Consider the following 19,227-nt stretch of genomic DNA (forward strand, 5'->3'; position numbering starts at 1 on the left):
GCGCCGGCCGGGCGCCGCGGTTCACAGGCCTGCCAGCGCCGTCGCCGTCCGGTCCAGTGCCTCCTGGGCCTCCTGCGGACTCGTGGTGTCCGCCGCGAGAAAGGCGAACGCCAGCAGGCGGCCGTCCTTGTCCACGAGCGTGCCCGCCAGGGTGTTGACCCCGGTCAGGGTGCCGGTCTTCGCGCGTACGACGCCGGCCGCGCCGTCCGTGTAACGCGTGCTCAGGGTGCCCGTGAACCCGGCCACGGGCAGGCCGGTGAGGACCGGGCGCAGGCCCGGCCGGTCCGCGTCGGCGGCCTTGACGAGCAGGGCGGTGAGCAGGTTCGCCGTCAGCCGGTCGTCGCGGTTCAGGCCGCTGCCGTCGTGGAAGGAGGCGCCGGTCATCGGCAGGCCCAGCTGGGCCAGTTGGGCCTGGATGGCGGCCGCTCCCCCGGCGAAACTGGCCGGCCGGCCGCTCGCCAGTGCCGTCTGGCGGGCCAGGGCCTCGGCGATGTCGTTGTCGCTGTTGGTCAGCATGAGCTCGACGATCGCGGACAGCGGGGGCGAGGAGACGGCGGCGAGGGTGTCGGCCCGGCTGCTCGCCTTGGAGGTGCCGGGCGACGAGGTCTTGATGCCGGCGTCGGTCAGGAAGCCCGCGAACTTCCGTGCCGCGTCGGCCGCCGGGTCGCCCACCCGGATCGCAGGGCCGTTGGCGGAGCCGTCGGTGCGGGCCTCGTCGGCCATGAGGGGGCTCACGCGCGCGATGTTGTCGTTGACCCCGATGGGGTGCAGGTCGGGGCCGCTGTAGAGCGTGGTGTCGTACGAGAGCGTGATCTGTTTGATGCCCCGCGCGGTCAGCGATCTCGCCGTCTCGGTGGCGAGGGTGCGCAGGCCGGCCCAGCCGCCCGGGTCCTTGCGGGCGGTCAGGGTGGGGTCGCCGCCGCCGACCAGGACGACCTCCCTGGTGCCGGGTTCGAGGGCCACGCGCGTGGTGATGCGGTGGTCGGGACCGAGGGCGGAGAGGGCGGCGACGGCGGTGGCGATCTTGGTGGTGGAGGCGGGGGTGAGGGCCGTGTCGGCGCCGGCGCCGTAGAGGCGCCTGCCGGTGGACACGTCGACGACCACGGCGGTGCGGGTGGCGCCGAGCGCCGAGGAGTCCAGAAGGGGCCCCAGGAGGTCCGTGACGGCCGTTCCGGAGATTCCGGCGGGTTCTCCGCTCGGCGCCGACTTCACGGTGTTCATGGCGGCGCCAAGGCCCGTCAGGACGGATCCGGCGCTGGGCGCGGGACTCGGCTCTCCCGCTGCGGTGCCGGAACCGTGATCTGCGCCACCCGTCCGTCCCGGAGCGGCGGCCCGGTCCCGCTCGGCCGTACGCTGACCGTTGGCGTCCCAGGGGCCCGCCGCGGTCACCACACCGGCGGCCAGCGCGAGCCCCGCCGTGGCGGCGCCCGCCGTGTACTGCCAGGTCCTGAGGTTCCGGGGACGAGGGGGGCGGACCAGGGTGGCCGGCCGGGGTGCCCGTGCCCGCGTGATGCGTGCCAGCTGCGGTCCGACCGCTCGCCCCAACCGCTTGACCTGCGGTTTCGTGGCGGTCACCACGCGTGCCAGACCCGGTCGCACGGCACCCGCGATCTTCCGCACACGCGGTTTCGCGGACTGCCAAGGCCTCAGCTCTGGCACGACCACCAGCCCCTTTCGCGATCACACACCTGCGTGAGGGACACTTAACCACCAGAACTATGTGTTGATCATGGAGGAGCCACCGGTGGAGTTCGACGTCACGATCGAGATCCCGAAGGGTTCGCGGAACAAGTACGAGGTGGACCACGAGACCGGTCGGATCCGCCTGGACCGTCGTCTCTTCACCTCGACCGCCTACCCGACCGACTACGGATTCGTCGAGAACACCCTCGGCGAGGACGGCGACCCGCTGGACGCGCTGGTCATTCTTGACGAGCCGACGTTCCCGGGCTGCCTCATCAAGTGCCGCGCGATCGGCATGTTCCGGATGACGGACGAGGCGGGCGGCGACGACAAGCTGCTGTGCGTCCCGGCCACCGACCCGCGCGTGGAGCACCTGCGCGACATCCACCACGTGTCGGAGTTCGACCGCCTGGAGATCCAGCACTTCTTCGAGGTCTACAAGGACCTGGAGCCCGGCAAGTCCGTCGAGGGCGCCAACTGGGTGGGCCGCACCGACGCCGAGTTGGAGATCGAGCGGTCGTACAAGCGCTTCAAGGAGACGGGCGGCCACTGAGCCAGTCCGCGCACGGGAGACGGGCCGCACGCACGCGTGGGGCCCGTTTTTCGTGTCCGCCGGATGTTCGCCGGATCTCCACCGCCCCGCGCGGGCCGGTTTTTGGTGGCCGCTGAGTGGTCATGCGCATACTGAGGCGTACGTGAAATTGTCGTTCAGGGAGCGTTACGACGGTGACGGAGGAGGAGGACCGCAAGCCCCGGTCGGACGAGGCGCGGTACGACCCGGAGATCACGTCCGAGTTCGCCCTTCCGGCGGGCATCGCGGTTCCCGAGGCCGGCGTCGAGCCCGAGACCACGTCCGAGTTCGTGGTGCCGAAGGGGCTGGCGACGCCGCAGCCGACGGCCGGCGAGCCGGAGGGCTCGGCGTTCACCATGCCGAGCACCTACAGCGCCTACGACGCCCCGGCCGCCTTCACGCCCGCTTCCGGCTTCCCCACGGTCAGTCTCGTCAAGGACGCGCCCTGGCAGGACCGGATGCGCACCATGCTGCGCATGCCGGTGGCCGAGCGGCCGGCGCCGGAGCAGGTGCAGAAGGCCGAGGAGGGCGGCCCCGCCGTCCCGCGCGTGCTCGACCTGACGCTGCGTATCGGGGAGTTGCTGCTGGCCGGTGGGGAGGGCGCGGAGGACGTGGAGGCCGCGATGTTCGCGGTCTGCCGGTCGTACGGACTCGACCGCTGCGAGCCGGGCGTCACCTTCACGCTGCTGGCGATCTCGTACCAGCCCTCGCTGGTCGACGACCCGGTGACGGCGTCCCGGACGGTGCGGCGGCGCGGGACCGACTACACGCGGCTGTCCGCCGTCTTCCGGCTCGTGGACGACCTCACCGACCCCGAGACCCATGTCTCCCTGGAGGAGGCCTACCGGCGGCTCGCGGAGATCCGCCGCAACCGGCACCCGTACCCCGGCTGGGCGCTGACCGGCGCGAGCGGGCTGCTCGCCGGGGCCGCCTCGGTGCTCGTCGGCGGTGACTTCCTGGTGTTCGTGGCGGCCGCGATCGGCGCGATGCTCGGCGACCGGCTGGCGTGGCTGTGCGCGGGGCGCGGGCTGCCCGAGTTCTACCAGTTCATGATCGCCGCGATGCCGCCGGCCGCGATCGGAGTGGCCTTCTCGCTCGCCCACGTCGACGTCGCGGCCTCCGCCGTCGTCACCGGTGGACTCTTCGCGCTGCTGCCCGGGCGGGCGCTGGTCGCGGGCGTCCAGGACGGGCTCACCGGCTTCTACATCACCGCCTCCGCGCGGCTGCTGGAGGTCATGTACTTCTTCGTCGGCATCGTCATCGGGGTGCTGACGGTCCTGTACTTCGGCGTGAAGCTGGGCGGCCGGCTCAACCCCGACGCGGCGCTGATCGGCTCCGAGCGGCCGCTGCTGCAGATCGCCGCGTCGATGGTGCTGTCGCTGACCTTCGCCGTGCTGCTGCAGCAGGAACGGTCCACCGTGCTGGCCGTGACCCTCAACGGCGGTGTGGCCTGGTGCGTCTACGGCGCGATGCACTACGCCGGCGGGATCTCGCCGGTCGCCTCCACGGCCGCGGCGGCCGGGCTTGTGGGGCTGTTCGGGCAGCTGCTGTCGCGGTACCGGTTCGCTTCCGCGCTGCCGTACACGACCGCGGCGATCGGGCCCCTGCTGCCGGGGTCGGCGACCTACTTCGGGCTGCTGTCGATGGCGCAGAACGAGGTCGACAAGGGGCTGGTGTCGCTGGCCAAGGCGGCGTCGCTCGCCATGGCCATCGCCATCGGGGTCAACCTGGGGTCGGAGATCTCGCGGCTGGGGCTGCGGGTGGGTTCCGCCGGCAAGCGCAGGGCCGCGAAGCGGACGCGGGGGTTCTGAGCGCCTGAAGGGGCCGCCCAGGGGGAACATCGGTCCGTGCGCGACCGCAGGTCGTGGGGGTTGATCGCGCAGTTCCCCGCGCCCCCAAAAGCAGGGTGTCGCGCTTACGGCGCGCGGTAGTGGTCCTCACCGTACGGGTTGTCCTGCTGGCCGTAGCCGTTCTGGCCGTAGCCGTTCTGGTCGTAGCCGTTCTGGTCGTAGTACGGCTGCTGCTGGCCGTACTGAGGCTGGGGCTGCGGCTGGCCGTACTGCTGCTGCTGCGGCTGGCTGTACTGCGGCTGCTGCTGACCGTACTGCTGGTGGGGCTGGCCGTACTGCTGCTGCGGCTGCGGGTGGCCGTACTGCTGCTGGGGCTGCGGGTGGCCGTACTGCTGCTGGGGCTGCGGCTGGCCGTACTGCTGCTGGGGCTGCGGCTGCTGCGGGGTGTACGCCGGCTCGATCCTGCGGAGCTGGGTCGTCGCGTCGTCCGTCATCGGCGGGGCGGGGTGCTGCTGGAGCGGCTGCTCCGCCGGCGTCGCCTTCTTGCTCTTCGATCGGGCACGCAGGAACTCGATGGCGATCGGGATCACCGAGACGAGGACGATCAGGATCAGGATCGCCTCGATGTTGTTCTTGACGACGTCGATCTTGCCGAGCCAGGAGCCGAGCAGGGTGACACCGGCGCCCCAGAGGACACCGCCGATGACGTTGAACACCAGGAAGGAGCGGTAGGCCATGCCGCTGACGCCGGCGATGATCGGCGTGAACGTGCGGATCACCGGCACGAAGCGGGCCAGGATCAGGGACTTCGGGCCGTGCTTCTCGAAGAACTCGTGCGCCTTGGCGACGTTCTCCTGCTTGAAGAGGCGGGAGTTCGGGCGGTTGAAGAGCGTCGGGCCGACCTTCTTGCCGAACATGTAGCCCGCCTGGTCGCCGAGGATCGCGGCGGCGCAGATCAGGGCGATGGCACCCCACAGGGGGAAGTCCAGCTGGTTCGAGGTGATCAGCAGGCCGCAGGTGAACAGGAGGGAGTCACCCGGCAGGAAGAAACCGATCAGCAGGCCGGACTCGGCGAAGACCACCAGGAGCAGACCCCAGATGCCGAACGAGTCGAGAAGGTTGTTCGGATCCAGCCAGCTCGGGCCGAGGGCGAGCGTCATCACGGTTCCGGGCTCCTGTGGGGTGAAGGCACAGCGGGTTCCTTGTGCGGCCGCACAAAACTATCAACGCAATGTGTCCACCCCAGGTTCCACCGGTGGAACCTGGATGCACTGTGCCTGCCCTGGGGAATGGCTGTGGACATGGGTATCGAAGAATACGGCGGCGGTCAGGGACCCCGTCCCGATGTGCTGGTGGTCACCACGAACGACGTTCCCGGGTACCGGGTGCGGGAGGTCATCGGCGAGGTCTTCGGACTGACCGTGCGCTCCCGGCACCTGGGCAGTCAGATCGGCGCAGGTCTGAAGTCGATGATCGGCGGTGAGCTGAAGGGGCTGACGAAAACGCTCGTCCAGACCCGCACCCAGGCCATGGAGCGGCTGGTGGAGCAGGCACGCGCGCGTGGCGCCAACGCCGTGCTGGCCTTCCGGTTCGACGTGACGGAGGCGGCGGACGCGGGCACCGAGGTGTGCGCGTACGGCACGGCCGTCATCGTCGAGAAACTCGACCAGCCCGACAGGGCCTGACCCGACGAGGCCCGGCTCGACAGGGCACGACCCGGCCCGACGAGGCTCGGCCCGACAGGGCCTGACCCGACGAGGCCCGGCCGGACGCCGGGTCACGGCGTGTGCCGTGCCGCGTTCGCCTCGATCGCCGCCTTCAGGTGCTCGGCCATGCCCGGGGCCATCGAGTCGTAGAACGCCCTGAAGCGGTCGTCGGACACGTACATCCCGGCGAGGCAGCGGTGCATCTCGTACGGGCAGTCGTAGAACCAGGCCGAGATGTGCCGCCGGTGTTCCTCGGCCATGTCCATGGCCCGTGCGCCGGTCGGCGGCTCGGCCTCGTTCACCAGGGCGGCGTAACGCTCACCCCAGTCGTCGACCTCGGCCTTCATGCGCTGCCAGTCGGCCTTCGTGTAGCGGGCGGCCCGGCGCTGCGACTCGGCGTAGGCGTCGGTGCCGCCCCAGCGCTGCTCGGCCTCCTCGGCGTACTGCTCGGGGTCCTTGTCGCCGAAGACCTCGAAGCGTTCCTCGGGGGTGAGATTGATGCCCATCCTGCGTGCCTCCATGGCGTGTTCCACGGCCGCGGCCATCTTCCGCAGCTTCTCGATCCGGGCGGTCAGCAGTTCGTGCCGGCGGCGCAGATGCGCGCGCGGGTCCGCGTCCGGGTCGTCGAGCAGCGCCGCGACCTCGTCGAGCGGGAAGCCGAGCTCCCGGTAGAACAGGATCCGCTGCAGCCGGTCCAGGTCGGCGTCGCCGTACCGCCGGTGCCCGGCGGGGCTGCGCTCGCCCGGGACCAGCAGGCCGATCTCGTCGTAGTGGTGCAGGGTGCGCACGGTGACGCCGGCGAATCGGGCGACCTGTCCTACGGAGTAGCTCACTTCCGCTCCTTTCCGGGCTCCACCTTGGGTCCTCACGTCACGTGAGGTGCAAGTCGGCTGGGTCCGGAGCCTCCCGACGTCCGATTCCTCCGGGATGTTGTGTCTGTTTTGCCCGCTTATGGTGGGGCCGTGGCCCAGGACACCGCGCGGCAGGCGCTCCCCACCCCGCCCTCGGCCCCCGCGCGTGCCCTGCTGCCGCTGATCGTGCCCGCCCTGGTCGTCGGGGTCGGCAGCAGCCTGCTGTACCTGGTGGTGAGCTCGCTGGCGGAGCGGTTGCAGCACGTGCTCTGGAACAACCTGCCGGACGCGCTCGGCATCGGCCGCTACTCGGTGCTGTGGATGCTGGTGATGCTGACCGCGACCGGCGTGGCCGTCGGGCTGGTGGTGTGGAAGGTGCCCGGGCACGCGGGGCCCGATCCGGCCACCCTGGGCCTGGAGGCGGTGGCGCTGCCGCCCGTCGTTCTGCCGGGTCTGCTGCTGGCGACCGTGCTGATGCTGGCCGGCGGCCCGAGCCTCGGTCCCGAGAACCCGATCATCGCCGTGAACGTGGGGCTGGCGTTGTGGCTGGGGCGCCTCGCGATGCCCCGGATGCCGGGCTCGCTGTGGCCCGCGCTGGCCGACGCGGCGACCCTGGGCGCGCTGTTCGGTACGCCGGTGGCGGCGGCCCTGGTGATCTCCGAGGCGCTGGCCGGGAAGCCGCTGAAGGGGGCGCTGTGGGACAACCTCTTCGGGCCGCTGATGGCGGCGGGCGCGGGTGCGATGACGACCGCCCTGGTGGCCCGTCCGGCCCTGGACCTCGGGCTGCCCGCGGTCGGCAGGCTGCGCTGGCCGGACCTGCCGGCGGCTCTGGTGATCGCTCCCGTGGCCGCGCTGCTCGGCATGCTCGCCGTCTACGCCCTGCCGTACGTCCACGGGGCCTTCCGGCGCCTCGGACACCCGATGGTGGCCCTGCCTGCCGGCGGTCTGGTCCTCGGCCTGCTGGGCGCGCTGGGCGGCCATCTGACGCTCTTCAAGGGGCTGGCCGAGGTCGCGGAACTGGCCAAGAACCCGGCGGGCTGGTCGGCGGGACAGTACGCGGTGATGACGGTCGTCAAGCTGGCCGCGCTGCTGGTGGCCGCCGCCTGCGGTTTCCGCGGTGGCCGGATCTTTCCGTCGGTTTTCATCGGCGCGGCCCTCGGGCTGTGCGCCCACGCCCTGGTGCCCGCCGTCCAGCCCTCGGTGGGCGTGGCGGCAGGCGTGCTGGGCATGCTGTTGGCGATCACCAGGCAGGGCTGGGTGAGCCTGTTCACGGCCTCCGTACTCGTGGCCTCGCCGACGATCCTCGCCCTGCTGTGCATCGCGTCGCTGCCCGCCTGGCTGCTGGTGACCGGACGGCCGAAGATGCAACTGCGGGCGGACGGCACGGCCCTGCGCTGAACTCTCTGAAGCCGAACCTTGTGAAACTGCTCTAGGAGGCACCTGTCATGCCGCTCCACAAAGGATCCGGGAAGCACCGCGAGCGCTCCATGTCCGTCAACCCGTTCTTCGGTGAGGCGAACCCGGTCGCCGGCATGGCCGAGGCGCCTCCCACGCACCGGCTGCCGGACGGCCCGCTGCCGCCCTCGACCGCCTACCAGCTGGTTCACGACGAGCTGATGCTGGACGGCAACGCCCGGCTGAATCTGGCCACGTTCGTCACCACCTGGATGGAACCGCAGGCCGGTGTCCTGATGGCGGAGTGCGACGACAAGAACATGATCGACAAGGACGAGTACCCGCGCACCGCCGAGCTGGAGCAGCGCTGTGTGGCGATGCTCGCCGACCTGTGGAACGCGCCGGATCCGGCCGGCATCATCGGATGTTCGACGACGGGCTCCAGCGAGGCCTGCATGCTGGCCGGAATGGCGATGAAGCGCCGCTGGGCGCAGCGCAACGCCGACCGCTATCCGGGCGCCGCCCGGCCGAACCTGATCATGGGCATCAACGTCCAGGTCTGCTGGGAGAAGTTCTGCAACTTCTGGGAGGTGGAGGCCCGGTTCGTGCCCATGGACGGGGACCGCTACCACCTGGACCCGCAGGCCGCCGCCGAGCTGTGCGACGAGAACACCATCGGGGTGGTGGGCATCCTCGGCTCCACCTTCGACGGGTCGTACGAGCCGATCGCCGACCTCTGTGCCGCCCTGGACGCCCTCCAGGAGCGCACCGGCCTCGACATCCCGGTCCATGTCGACGGCGCGTCCGGCGCGATGATCGCGCCCTTCCTGGACGAGGACCTGGTGTGGGACTTCCGTCTGCCACGGGTGGCGTCGATCAACACCTCCGGGCACAAGTACGGGCTGGTCTACCCGGGCGTCGGCTGGGCGCTGTGGCGCGACAAGCAGGCGCTGCCCGAGGAACTGGTCTTCCGGGTCAACTACCTGGGCGGCGACATGCCCACCTTCGCCCTCAACTTCTCCCGCCCCGGCGCCCAGGTGGTCGCGCAGTACTACACGTTCCTGCGCCTCGGCCGGGACGGCTACCGCGCGGTGCAGCAGGCCTCCCGGGACGTGGCCACCGGGCTCGCCCAGCGGATCGAGGCGCTCGGCGACTTCCGGCTCCTCACCCGGGGCGACGAGCTGCCCGTGTTCGCCTTCACCACCGCCGACCACGTGACGTCGTACGACGTCTTCGACGTCTCCCGGCGGCTGCGGGAGAGCGGCTGGCTGGTGCCGGCGTACACCTTCCCGGCGAACCGGGAGGACCTGTCCGTGCTGCGGGTGGTGTGCCGCAACGGCTTCTCCGAGGACCTGGCCGAGCTGTTCCTGGAGGACCTGACCCGGCTACTGCCCGAACTGCGCCGGCAGCCGCATCCGTCGACCAGGGACAAGGACGCGGCCACCAGCTTCCACCACTAGAAGCGGCCCGGAGCGGCCAGGAGCGGCCCAAAGCGGCTGGGAGCTGCCCAGAACGGCTAGGAGGCCTGTTCCAGGGCCACCAGCTCGAAGGCCGTCTTCCCGTCCAGGGACTCGCGGATGATGTCGGCGTGGCCCGCGTGGCGGGCGGTCTCGCGGATCAGGTGGAGGCAGAGCCAGCGCATGGAGACCCGGCCCTCCGGCGGGAACCAGGGGTCCGGCGGGAGCGGGAAGGTGTCGTCGAGGCTGGGCACGGAGCGGACGAACTTCTCCGTCTCGGCGGCGACCTGCTCCCAGTGGGCGAGCTGCGAGGCCACCGTCTCGTCGCCGACCAGCTGGAAGGTCTCGTGCCAGTTCGACTGGTCGCGCCGGATCGCGGGCGGCTCCTGCTTGGCGCGGGCGATCCAGCTCTGCTCGACCTCGGCGACGTGCTTGAGCAGGCCCGCCAGGGTCAGCTCGCTCGCGCTCGGCCTGCTCGCCGCCTGCTCGTCGGTCAGACCGAGCAGTGCCCGGCGGATGCCACCGCGCTGTTCCTCGATGAAGGAGAGCAGTGCTCCGCGCTCGTCGCCCTGTTCTTCGGCGGAAACGTGAGTGACCATGACCGGCAGCCTTTCCTCGGATCGTGTTGCCCTGACACCGACGAAGCTACGGGCCCTTTAGGACAGATCGAGTCCTAAAGGGCCCGCCGCGGCCGGACGGATCCCAGAACACGGATCTCAGAACGGGAAGCCGCTCCGGCCGTGCTGGACCGAGATCCACTTCAGGGTGGTGAAGGAGTCCACCGTGGTCTCGCCGTTCAGGCGGCCGAGGCCGGAGTGCTTCTCGCCGCCGAAGGGGACGACCGGCTCGTCGTGGACCGTGCCGTCGTTGACGTGAAACATGCCGGTGTCGATCTGCTTGGCGAAGGAGACGCCCCGCTCGATGTCACCGGTGTGGACGGCGCCGCTGAGGCCGTACGGGGTGTCGTTGACGATGCGTACGGCCTCCTCCTCGCCGTCGAAGGGGATGAGGAAGGCGACCGGGCCGAAGACCTCCTGGCGGAGCAGTTCGGACTCGGCCGGGACGCCGGTGAGGACCGAGGGCTCGACCAGGTTGTCGGTGGTCGTGCCGTGCACCAGGGCCGTGGCGCCCTCGGCGATGGCCTGCTCGACCGTGGCCGAGACCGACTCCGCCTGCTGGGAGTTGATCAGCGGGCCGATGACGGTCCGGGGGTCCTGCGGGTCACCGGCCCTGAGGGTCTTCACCTTGGCGACGAACTTCTCGGTGAACTCGTCGGCGATCGACCGGTCGACGAGCACGCGGTTGGCGGCCATGCAGACCTGGCCCTGGTGGACGTAGCGGCTGAAGACCGCCGCGTCGACCGCGTAGTCGATGTCGGCGTCGTCGAGGACCACGATCGCGCTGTTGCCGCCCAGTTCGAGCACCGAGCGCTTGAAGAGCGAGGCGCAGACGGTGGCCACGTGCCGGCCGACCTTGTCGGAACCGGTGAAGGAGATGACCTTCGGGACGGGGTGCTCGATGAAGGCGTCGCCGATCTCCGCGATGTCGGTGACGACGACGTTGAGCAGGCCGCCCGGCAGGCCCGCGTCCTCGAAGAGCTTCGCCACCAGGGTGCCGCCGACGATCGGGGTGTTCTGGTGCGGCTTGAGGACCACGGCGTTGCCGAGCGCGAGCGCCGGCGCGACCGACTTGATCGACAGCAGGAAGGGGAAGTTGAAGGGGCTGATCACGCCCACCACACCGACCGGCACGCGGTAGACGCGGTTCTCCTTGCCGTCCACCGGGGAGGGCAGGATCCTGCCCTCGGGGCGCAGCGACCACTGGATCGACTCGCGCAGGAACTCCTTGGCGAGGTGCAGTTCGAAGCCGGCCTTCAGGTGCGTGCCGCCGAGCTCGGCGATGATCGCCTCGGTGATCTCGGCCTCGCGCTCCTCGATGAGGCGCAGGGCCTTCTCGAAGACGGCGCGGCGGGCATAGGGATTGGTGGCGGCCCACTGCTTCTGGGCGCGCGCGGCGGCCCGGTAGGCCTGATCTATCTCCTCGACCGCGGCTATGGTGATCGACGCCAGCTTCTCGCCGTCGTACGGGTTGAAGTCGATGATGTCCCAGGAACCGGTCCCCGGGCGCCACTCACCGTCGATGTACTGCTGGGCCAGGTCGGTGAAATAGGACGACATGTGATCCCTCGATCCCCTGCTGCGTCGGCAGTCGATGCAGACACCCGATCCACATCCACATCACGGTCTGATCACGCGTCATCGTACTTGCGTGACAGGGGAGTTGGGACATCAGTTCGGTGATCTACCGGCAGGGTCGAGGGTAATCCCCCGGTGCACCGATATATCTACGACAGCTGGAGCAGCCCGCGCAGCAGGTCCCGGCTCTCGTCCGGTCCGGGGCTGTCCTGCTGGAGCTCCTTCAGCGCCTGCTCGTACTGGGCGACGTCCTCACGCTTGTCGAGGTAGAGGGCGCTGGTGAGCTGCTCCAGGTAGACCACGTCGGACAGGTCGGACTCCGGGAAGCTCAGGACCGTGAAGGAGCCGCCCTCGCCGGAGTGGCCGCCGAAGCTGAACGGCATGATCTGCAGCCGCACGTTGGACCGCTCGGAGATCTCGACGAGATGCTGCAGCTGACCGCGCATCACCTCGCGGCTGCCGTAGGGCCGGCGCAGGGCGGCCTCGTCGAGGACGATGTGGAAGTCGGGGGCGTTTTCGGCCACCAGATACTTCTGCCGCTCCATGCGCAGGGTGACCCGGCGCTCGACATCCTCCTCGCTGGCCCCCTTCATGCCGCGCCGCACCACGGCGCGCGCGTACTCCTCGGTCTGCAGGAGGCCGTGCACGAACTGCACCTCGTACGCGCGGATCAGATGCGCCGCGCCCTCGAGGCCGACATAGGTGGGGAACCAGCTCGGCAGGACGTCCGAGTAGCTGTGCCACCACCCCGCCACGTTGGCCTCCCGGGCGAGGGAGACGAGCTGTTCGCGCTCGGCCTCGTCGGTGATGCCGTACAACGTCAGCAGGTCTTCCACGTCCCTCGTCTTGAAGCTCACCCGGCCGAGCTCCATGCGGCTGATCTTGGATTCGGACGCGCGGATCGAGTACCCCGCGGCCTCGCGGGTGATGCCCCGGGCCTCACGCAGCCGCCTGAGTTGCGAGCCGAGCAGCATTCGCCGCACCACCGATCCGGGCTCTCCCGCGCTCACGTTCGCCAGCCTCCCCAACCGTCTTCAGGGCCCGCAGTCTGCCACTAAAACACTTCGAGCAGTACTCGTCCGGTTACGGAAACGGAAAGCGGCCAAAGTTTAAGCACAGGAAGTTGCAAGCAGGTAGTGAGCCAACGGCTGCAAGTTGGCGGAAAAAATGGCCAACAAGCGGTACGGGAGGGTCCAATTCGGTCGCGTGCACGTGCATCTGCCCTTGCATCTGCTGTGCGCATCCGAAACCATGGTCCCGCGCCACCGCTGCATCGCAACGACCGCGAATTCCCGGGAGTGCCTCGCATGGGGACGAATGGATCGACCATGCTCAAGCCATTACGGCAGGGCCTTCCGCCGCTTGATCCCGCGGCCGTGTCCAACGCCGCCTCCTGCGCCCTGCCGGCCCGCTACGAAGCCGTGCGCGAGTCCCGGCAGTTCACCCGGAGAACGCTGGACCAGTGGGACGTCGGCGAGCGCTTCGACGACATCTGTCTCGTCGTCTCGGAACTCGTCACCAACGCCCTGCGGCACGCGGTGCCCGGTGAGTCCGAGCGCTCCGTCGCACCGCAGGCCCCGGCCGTCCGGCTGCACCTGATGCGGTGGACCGAGCGGCTGGTGTGCGCGGTGCGCGACCCGAGCCACGACACCCCCGCCCCCAGGGACTCCGACGACTTCTCGGCGGAGTCGGGCCGCGGGCTGTTCCTGGTCGACTCCTTCAGCGACAGCTGGGGCTGGCACCCGCTGGCGGGCACCCTCAGCGGCAAGGTGGTGTGGGCCCTGTTCCGGCTCCAGTCCGCCGAATAGGAAACCCGGCGCCTTCGGACGCCGGGTTTCTACGCGCGTCACCGCGCATCCCTCGGCGAATGCGCCGGGTTCCTCCTGATGCGCCCGGCGTCAGCTCACTATCAGGTGATCGAACTCCCCGTCCTTGACGCCGAGGAGCATCGCCTCGATCTCCGCCCGCGTGTAGACGAGCGCCGGCCCGTCCGGGAAGCGCGAGTTGCGGACCGCCACGTCGCCGCCCGGCAACCGCGCGAACTCGACGCAGGAACCCTGCGAGTTGCTGTGCCTGCTCTTCTGCCAGGCCACTCCGTCCAGCTGCGTCGCAGCCATGCCGTTGTACACGTCAAACCCCCCGTACACGCTGTCAACGTCGAGGTCCACAGGTCGCTCCCCGGTGGTGCACTAACTGGCTGATGTGGCCATTGATGCAGTGGTCAACTGACCCGGATCATAACCCTGTTCACGTGCAGATGCATGAGCAGATGCACGTGCACGGGGGGTGTTCCTGCGGTTACAGCTTTGACGACCGCTTTACCCAAGCCGTTCCAGCGTCTGCCCCGGAGCTGCCCAGACATGCGGCCACCGGCCCCCGTCCATGATCGTGCACGCCGTCATCCACGCCCGGCCGTCGAGATCGAACCCCTCATGTACTAGGAAGAGACGCGTACCGCGGCCCTCGTGTTCCAGCCTCCATGTGATGGTCCGGTGAGCGAGACCGGCCGGAAGGCTTTACGGGCGGATACGGAAGGAACCGGCCCGCGTGGACCCGGTCCGTTCCCGCCCGTTCCGGGCTCGTTCCCGGCTCGTTCCCGGCGGGGCGTCCTAGCGAGTGGCTCCGTACGGCAGCAGCGCCATCTCGCGCGCGTTCTTGATCGCCCGGGCCGGCAGTCGCTGCTGCTGGGCGGAGACCCGGGTGACGCGGCGGCCGCGGATCCTGCCCCGGTCGGAGACGAACTTCCGCAGCAGGTCGGTGTCCTTGTAGTCGATGTACGTCACGCCCGCCTGGTCCAGCGGGTTCGGCCGGTTCTGCACCGGCTTGCGGTCGGTCGTGCGGGGCATGGCGGGGTCAGACCTCCAGGAGGGTGTCGAAGTCGGGCGGCAGCCGTTTCCGGGCGGCGCGCCCGCCGGCGTACTCGGCATCGGTCAACAGGCAGGACTCCAGCAGCCGTTCGAGCCCGTCGCGGTCCAGGCCCGGTGACGTGAAGACCAGGTGCTGGCAGCAGTCGCCGTACTCCGGGTGCCAGTCCAGCGCGGCGGCGGCCCGGCGCACCGGCGGGAGCAGTTCCCAGGCCGCGTCCGGGAGAGAGGCGAGCCACGGCCCGTCGCCCTCCACGCAGAGGGCGCCGCCCGCCGCGTCCCAATGCAACAGCACGTCGGGCCTGTCGGCGAGCCAGAACCTCCCCGGCTGCGGGCGGCCGCGCAGGTCAGGTCCTCCAGGGCCGCGTACAGCCGCTCGGGGTGGAAGGGCCGCCTGCGGTGCCGGACCAGCGTGCTGACACCGTGGCCGTCGGCCTCGGCGGGCAGCAGGGCGCAGGCCGGATGCTGGGCGGCGGCCGCCTCCACGTCGAAACCGGCGAGGGACGGTCGACGCGATCGGCGTGACGGCGGCCGTGGCGCGCATCCGCGCGCGGGGCGTGAAGGTCTGACGGGGACGAGGCACCGATATGGCGAAGAAGAGCAAGATCGCGAAGAACGAGCGGCGGCGGACGACCGTCGCCCGTCACGCGGCCCGCCGGGCCGAACTGAAGGAGATCGTCCGGCGACCGGCCGGCACGGAGGCCGAGCGGCTCGCCGCCCAGCGTGAGCTGCGCGGGCAGCCGCGTGACGCGAGCGCCACGCGCGTACGCAACCGCGATCAGATGGACGGCCGGCCACGCGGCTACTTCCGCGCGTTCGGCCTGTCCCGCGTGAATCTGCGGGGGCAGGCTCACAGCGGATACCTGCCTGGCGTCCGCAAGTCCTCCTGGTGAGTCCTGGTAGCTTGCCGCTGTCGTTCGGGCGGCCTGGCGGCCGACCCCCCTAGAGCTTGGGAGCGTTGCGGTGACCACGGCTAAGGCGAGTACGACTACGACGCACGCGGAGACGGCTGGGGCCGCGACTTCGGCGCACGCGGGGACGGCTTCGGCTGTGACTGCGGCTGCGGCTTCGGCGCACGCGGGGCCGGCCGCGGCTGCGGCTGCGGCTGCGGCGCACGCGGGGCCCGCCGCGGCTTCGGCGCACGCGGGGCCCGCCGCGGCTTCGGCTTCGGCGCAGGCGGGGACGGCTGCGACTTCGGTGCGCACGGGGACGACTTCGGTCGTGGCGGGTGGTGCGTCGGCCGGGTGGCCGGGCGCGCGACCCGCCATGCGGATCGCGGCCGCCGCCGCGGCGGGGCTGGTGGGCGCGCTCGCGCTGGCCGCGTGCAGCAGCGGCGGCTCCGGCAGTTCCGGCGGTGACTCCTCGGCCACCTCGCCCGGCACCTCGTCCGCGGCCGCGACCGCCACGTCAGGATCGGACGGCACCACGGCCTCCTCCGACGCGCTGCAGGGCAGCTGGATCACCACGAGCAGTGGCAAGATCGTCGCCCTTGTGGTCACCGGCAAGAGCGCCGGGCTCTTCGAGACCGGCGGGTCGGTGTGCAGCGGAACCGCCGGCGAGGAGGCCGGGATGCGGATGATCCACCTCACCTGTACGGGCGGCAGCAAGGACCGGGTCACCGGAATGGTCGACTCGGTCAGCAAGAGCGGCATGAAGGTCACCTGGTCCGGAAAAACCGGCGAGGAGACCTATACCAGGGCCGAGGGCGGCAAGTTGCCGTCGGGGCTGCCGACGGCGGGCCTCGGACAGTAGGAGAAATAGGGGCAATAGGCGCGTATTCGGTGACCTAGACGTACTTTCACCGGTCCGCGCCGATCGGCCCGAGTGCGTCGTGAAGCGGTCAGGGGCAGGGGCGGGCGCGCGGGACCCGGGCGGGGGCGTGATGATGCTGGGACACCGCCACGACCTCGATGGGGATCTGCTCATGCGCGCCATTCCGCTCACCGTCACGGCCCTCGCCGCCGCCCTCGCCCTGACCGCCTGCGACAACGGCAACGCCGGCACCAGCGGCAAGAACAGCTCGGCCTGCGAGGTGGGCAAGGTCTCCGTCCAGGTCGGCTCCGCGAGCGTCGCGCCGGCCGCGGGCGACACCGGCGAGGTACCGGTGAGCCTCACGAACCAGAGCGCACCCTGCACACTGGACGGCTTTCCCGGCGTCAAGCTCAAGGCGGGTGGCACGTCGGCGACGGTGTCCGCCCTGTCGGGCGCGAAGGCCGACAAGCTCAAGCTCGCCAAGGGCGACTCCGCCACGTTCTCGATCAGTTATGTGCGCGCCAAGGACGGCGACCAGGCGGGCCTCGCGGCCACGTCGATGACGGTGTCCCTGCCGGGGAGCGACGCGACGCAGAGCTTCCCGTGGAAGTACGGGCCGGTGGCGGGCAAGGGTTCCGCGGACAAGCCGAACGCGACGGTGGGGGCGTTCCAGCAGGCGGGAGACTGAATTCCGGGGCGGCCGGGCCGAGCTTGGCCGCGCTTGGCCGGTCCGGGTCGTACGGCAGTCCGGACCGCACGCCGACTCGGGTCTACGCCTTGGCCCGGGCCGCGCGGTCGGCCCAGGCCCCGCGTCGGTCCGAGCCGCCCGTCGGTCCGGGCCGCCCGTCCGGCTAGGGCAGGGGGGAGCGGGAGTGGACCTGGGCCCGGTCCGCCGCTCTCGTGCCCTCCGTCCAGCCCGCCTCGTCGGTCACCCCGCGCAGCCGGGTCGTGGTGGTCTCCGGGAACATCCGCTCCATGTGATCGGTCACGGCCATCTCCCTGGTGGCCAGGACCGGGAGCAGGTCCTGGGGCGCCTCGGTCCCGGTGACGGCCGCCCGCGCGGCGGCCGCCAGCCGGTCGCCGACCCGGTGGGCGTACGCCGCCAGGAAGGACTGACGGAAGGTCTTCGTCCGCTTGCGGCCGCCCGCCCGCTGCGCCGCCTCCGCCTTCGTCATCGCGTGCGTGGCCTGCACCAGCAACGAGGTGTAGAGCAGCTCGACCGCCTCCAGGTCCGCCTCGAAGCCGACGACCGTGGAGAACGCCAGCGGCTCGTTCCACACCGCCCGGCAGTGGTTGGCCGTGGCGACCGCATCCAGCAGCACCGCCTTGGCCTGCTCGTACGGCGGCTCGACCCCGATCCGGCAGGCTCCGGGCGCATCCGGCGCGGGCGCCCCAACGGCGAGCAGCGCCTCGTCGACGCTGTGCCGGGCCATCAGCTCCTGGGCCTTGGCGCTGAGCGCCTCCGCCTCCTCGGGATAGCCGGTCGCCTCGGCCTTGGCGAGCAGCGCGCGGATCCGGGTGAGCATGCGGGACTCCGGCCGGTGCGCGTCCGCGCGGGGTCCGGACTCGTCGAGGGGCTCCAGGGAGGGCAGCCGCAGCAGCAGCCGGTACAGCTCCAGGACGGCGGTGGCCTGCGAGAAACGGTCGCCCGCGCGCGCGTGGCCGTCCGGCAGCGCGTCCAGCTGTGCCCGCCAACGGGGGCCGCGCGACCGGTCGTCCGGCGCCTGGGCCCGTATCAGCCCGGCGGCGAGCCGGACGTGTGGGTCGTCCAGCTCGCGCCGCACCAGTCGTACGACGTCGGCGGGCTGCCAGCCGCGCCGCCAGGCCGCGGCGACGAACTCCCGGCCGCGGCGCGCGAGTTCCGCGTCCGCGCCGGAATCGGCCGCGAGAAGGGACGCGCCCGTGTCGAGGCCGGAGTCGGTGCCGTCGTACAGGGCGGTCTGGAAGGCTCGGTCGACGGTGCTGGGTTCACTGCTGGTCACACGTCGATCGTGCCATGTGCCACGGACAGCGGTCGGCGGCCGTCCACACCCTGTGGACAACTGTCCGGCGCCCGGCCGTCACGATGGAACCGTGATGTCAACCGAGGGTTGACACTCCTGCACTGTCAACCTACGGTTGACACATGGCGACCAACCCGAACATCACGGCATCCGTACGCCTCGACGACCTCATCGCGGCGATCAAGACGGTTCACCCCGAACCCCTCGACCAGCTCCAGGACGCGGTGATCGCCGCCGACCACCTGGGCGACGTGGCCGACCATCTGATCGGCCACTTCGTCGACCAGGCCCGGCGCTCGGGCGCGTCCTGGACCGAGATCGGCAAGAGCATGGGCGTGACCCGGCAGGCGGCCCAGAAGCGCTTCGTGCCCAAGGAGTCGGCCGACCTCGACCCCAGCCAGGGCTTCAGCCGCTACACGCCACGGGCGAAGAACGTGGTCATGGCCGCCCACAACGAGGCGATCGCGGCACGCAACCCCGAGGGCCGACCCGAGCACCTGGTCCTCGGCCTCCTGTCCGAGCCGGACGGCATCGCGGCGAGGGCGATCGTCGCGCAGGGCGTCCTGCTGGACACCGTGCGCCAGGCGGCGACGGCCGCGCTCCCGCCGGCCGCCGAGAACGTCCCGGACCTCATCCCCTACGGCCCGGAGGCCAAGAAGGCCCTCGAGCTCACCTTCCGCGAGGCCCTGCGCCTCGGCCACAACTACATCGGCACCGAACACCTCCTGCTGGCCCTCCTGGAACACGAGAACGGCGACGGCGTCCTCAGCGGACTGGGCATCACCAAGCCCGCGTCCGAGGAGTACATGCACAAGGTGCTGGGGCTGCTGCTGGAACAGAAGAACGCGGCGGCGGAGGCCGCCGGCGCGGCGGCGGAGGCGGAGGACGGGCCGAAGGAGGGCGAGGCGGGCTGAGAAGTCCCTCGAGACGCTGAATTCCCAGGTCAGGGCCGTTGTCAGT

The 19,227-nt window shown here is 70.8% G+C and carries 19 protein-coding genes and 1 pseudogene; 10 read left to right on the forward strand and 10 right to left on the reverse strand.

All coding sequences use genetic code 11. The annotated features are described in order from the left end of the window. Window positions 1–21 precede the first annotated feature (21 nt). Entirely contained in the window at window positions 22–1,620 is a 1,599-nt protein-coding gene (gene dacB / locus ACWDGI_RS22105; protein WP_450761497.1) for a D-alanyl-D-alanine carboxypeptidase/D-alanyl-D-alanine endopeptidase, read from the reverse strand. Between the two features lie 124 nt (window positions 1,621–1,744). Here dacB and ACWDGI_RS22110 point away from each other — a divergent pair, with 124 nt between their 5' ends. Then, window positions 1,745–2,236, forward strand: a complete 492-nt coding sequence (locus ACWDGI_RS22110; RefSeq protein ID WP_020941402.1) for an inorganic diphosphatase — start codon at window positions 1,745–1,747, stop codon at window positions 2,234–2,236. 173 nt (window positions 2,237–2,409) lie between these two features. Next, window positions 2,410–4,065 carry a threonine/serine ThrE exporter family protein gene (locus ACWDGI_RS22115; protein WP_450761499.1) on the forward strand — a complete coding sequence of 552 codons (1,656 nt, stop codon included), beginning with the start codon at window positions 2,410–2,412 and terminating at the stop codon, window positions 4,063–4,065. 104 nt (window positions 4,066–4,169) lie between these two features. Here the strand turns inward: ACWDGI_RS22115 and ACWDGI_RS22120 are convergent, their stop codons facing one another. Next, window positions 4,170–5,204, reverse strand: a complete 1,035-nt coding sequence (locus ACWDGI_RS22120) for a DedA family protein (protein ID WP_450761988.1) — start codon at window positions 5,202–5,204, stop codon at window positions 4,170–4,172. 141 nt (window positions 5,205–5,345) lie between these two features. On the opposite strand from ACWDGI_RS22120, the gene ACWDGI_RS22125 reads away from it, so the two are divergent. Then, window positions 5,346–5,729, forward strand: coding sequence for a YbjQ family protein (locus tag ACWDGI_RS22125; RefSeq protein ID WP_450761501.1), 384 nt, complete (start codon window positions 5,346–5,348; stop codon window positions 5,727–5,729). A gap of 92 nt (window positions 5,730–5,821) precedes the next feature. Here ACWDGI_RS22125 and ACWDGI_RS22130 read toward each other — a convergent pair whose 3' ends face one another. Continuing rightward, window positions 5,822–6,583: a MerR family transcriptional regulator gene (locus tag ACWDGI_RS22130; protein ID WP_450761503.1), complete on the reverse strand. Its 762-nt coding sequence runs from the start codon at window positions 6,581–6,583 to the stop codon at window positions 5,822–5,824. A 129-nt stretch (window positions 6,584–6,712) separates the two neighbouring features. Here ACWDGI_RS22130 and ACWDGI_RS22135 point away from each other — a divergent pair, with 129 nt between their 5' ends. Next, window positions 6,713–7,999: an ion channel protein gene (locus ACWDGI_RS22135; protein ID WP_450761505.1), complete on the forward strand. Its 1,287-nt coding sequence runs from the start codon at window positions 6,713–6,715 to the stop codon at window positions 7,997–7,999. Window positions 8,000–8,046: 47 nt separating this feature from the next. Next, window positions 8,047–9,456 (forward strand): glutamate decarboxylase, encoded by a 1,410-nt coding sequence (locus tag ACWDGI_RS22140; RefSeq protein WP_450761507.1) that lies wholly within the window; start codon window positions 8,047–8,049, stop codon window positions 9,454–9,456. A gap of 56 nt (window positions 9,457–9,512) precedes the next feature. Here ACWDGI_RS22140 and ACWDGI_RS22145 read toward each other — a convergent pair whose 3' ends face one another. The 3 genes from ACWDGI_RS22145 to ACWDGI_RS22155 all read right to left on the reverse strand — a co-directional run bounded on the left by ACWDGI_RS22145 (window position 9,513) and on the right by ACWDGI_RS22155 (window position 12,622). After that, window positions 9,513–10,052 carry a DinB family protein gene (locus ACWDGI_RS22145; RefSeq protein WP_450761509.1) on the reverse strand — a complete coding sequence of 180 codons (540 nt, stop codon included), beginning with the start codon at window positions 10,050–10,052 and terminating at the stop codon, window positions 9,513–9,515. Between the two features lie 117 nt (window positions 10,053–10,169). After that, window positions 10,170–11,630: an aldehyde dehydrogenase family protein gene (locus ACWDGI_RS22150; protein WP_450761511.1), complete on the reverse strand. Its 1,461-nt coding sequence runs from the start codon at window positions 11,628–11,630 to the stop codon at window positions 10,170–10,172. A 167-nt stretch (window positions 11,631–11,797) separates the two neighbouring features. Further along, complete coding sequence (locus ACWDGI_RS22155) at window positions 11,798–12,622, reverse strand: helix-turn-helix domain-containing protein (protein ID WP_360492424.1); 825 nt, start codon at window positions 12,620–12,622, stop codon at window positions 11,798–11,800. A gap of 333 nt (window positions 12,623–12,955) precedes the next feature. Between ACWDGI_RS22155 and ACWDGI_RS22160 the strand changes: the two genes are divergently transcribed. Beyond that, a complete protein-coding gene (locus tag ACWDGI_RS22160) occupies window positions 12,956–13,456 on the forward strand; it encodes an ATP-binding protein (RefSeq protein WP_450761513.1) in 501 nt (166 codons plus the stop codon). Between the two features lie 90 nt (window positions 13,457–13,546). Here the strand turns inward: ACWDGI_RS22160 and ACWDGI_RS22165 are convergent, their stop codons facing one another. From ACWDGI_RS22165 to ACWDGI_RS22175, 3 genes and pseudogenes are all read right to left on the reverse strand, one after another. Beyond that, window positions 13,547–13,816 carry a DUF397 domain-containing protein gene (locus ACWDGI_RS22165; protein WP_362717341.1) on the reverse strand — a complete coding sequence of 90 codons (270 nt, stop codon included), beginning with the start codon at window positions 13,814–13,816 and terminating at the stop codon, window positions 13,547–13,549. Between the two features lie 441 nt (window positions 13,817–14,257). Further along, complete coding sequence (gene rpsR / locus ACWDGI_RS22170; protein WP_450761515.1) at window positions 14,258–14,494, reverse strand: 30S ribosomal protein S18; 237 nt, start codon at window positions 14,492–14,494, stop codon at window positions 14,258–14,260. A 7-nt stretch (window positions 14,495–14,501) separates the two neighbouring features. Continuing rightward, window positions 14,502–15,022 (reverse strand): annotated as a pseudogene (locus ACWDGI_RS22175) (GTP-binding protein); the annotation flags it as partial. Between the two features lie 77 nt (window positions 15,023–15,099). Between ACWDGI_RS22175 and rpsN the strand changes: the two are divergent. From rpsN to ACWDGI_RS22190, 3 genes are all read left to right on the forward strand, one after another. Then, window positions 15,100–15,405: a 30S ribosomal protein S14 gene (gene rpsN / locus ACWDGI_RS22180; RefSeq protein ID WP_450761517.1), complete on the forward strand. Its 306-nt coding sequence runs from the start codon at window positions 15,100–15,102 to the stop codon at window positions 15,403–15,405. 373 nt (window positions 15,406–15,778) lie between these two features. After that, the gene (locus ACWDGI_RS22185; RefSeq protein WP_450761519.1) at window positions 15,779–16,264 is read left to right on the forward strand and encodes a hypothetical protein; all 486 of its coding nucleotides are present in this window, start codon (window positions 15,779–15,781) and stop codon (window positions 16,262–16,264) included. A 172-nt stretch (window positions 16,265–16,436) separates the two neighbouring features. Then, window positions 16,437–16,952, forward strand: a complete 516-nt coding sequence (locus tag ACWDGI_RS22190; protein ID WP_450761521.1) for a DUF4232 domain-containing protein — start codon at window positions 16,437–16,439, stop codon at window positions 16,950–16,952. 163 nt (window positions 16,953–17,115) lie between these two features. On the opposite strand, the gene ACWDGI_RS22195 is transcribed toward ACWDGI_RS22190, so the two are convergent. After that, a complete protein-coding gene (locus ACWDGI_RS22195; RefSeq protein ID WP_450761523.1) occupies window positions 17,116–18,246 on the reverse strand; it encodes a DUF2786 domain-containing protein in 1,131 nt (376 codons plus the stop codon). Window positions 18,247–18,389: 143 nt separating this feature from the next. Between ACWDGI_RS22195 and ACWDGI_RS22200 the strand changes: the two genes are divergently transcribed. Further along, a complete protein-coding gene (locus tag ACWDGI_RS22200; RefSeq protein WP_450761524.1) occupies window positions 18,390–19,181 on the forward strand; it encodes a Clp protease N-terminal domain-containing protein in 792 nt (263 codons plus the stop codon). Window positions 19,182–19,227: the final 46 nt, after the last annotated feature.

It is taken from the genome of Streptomyces sp. NPDC001220, assembly GCF_053597895.1.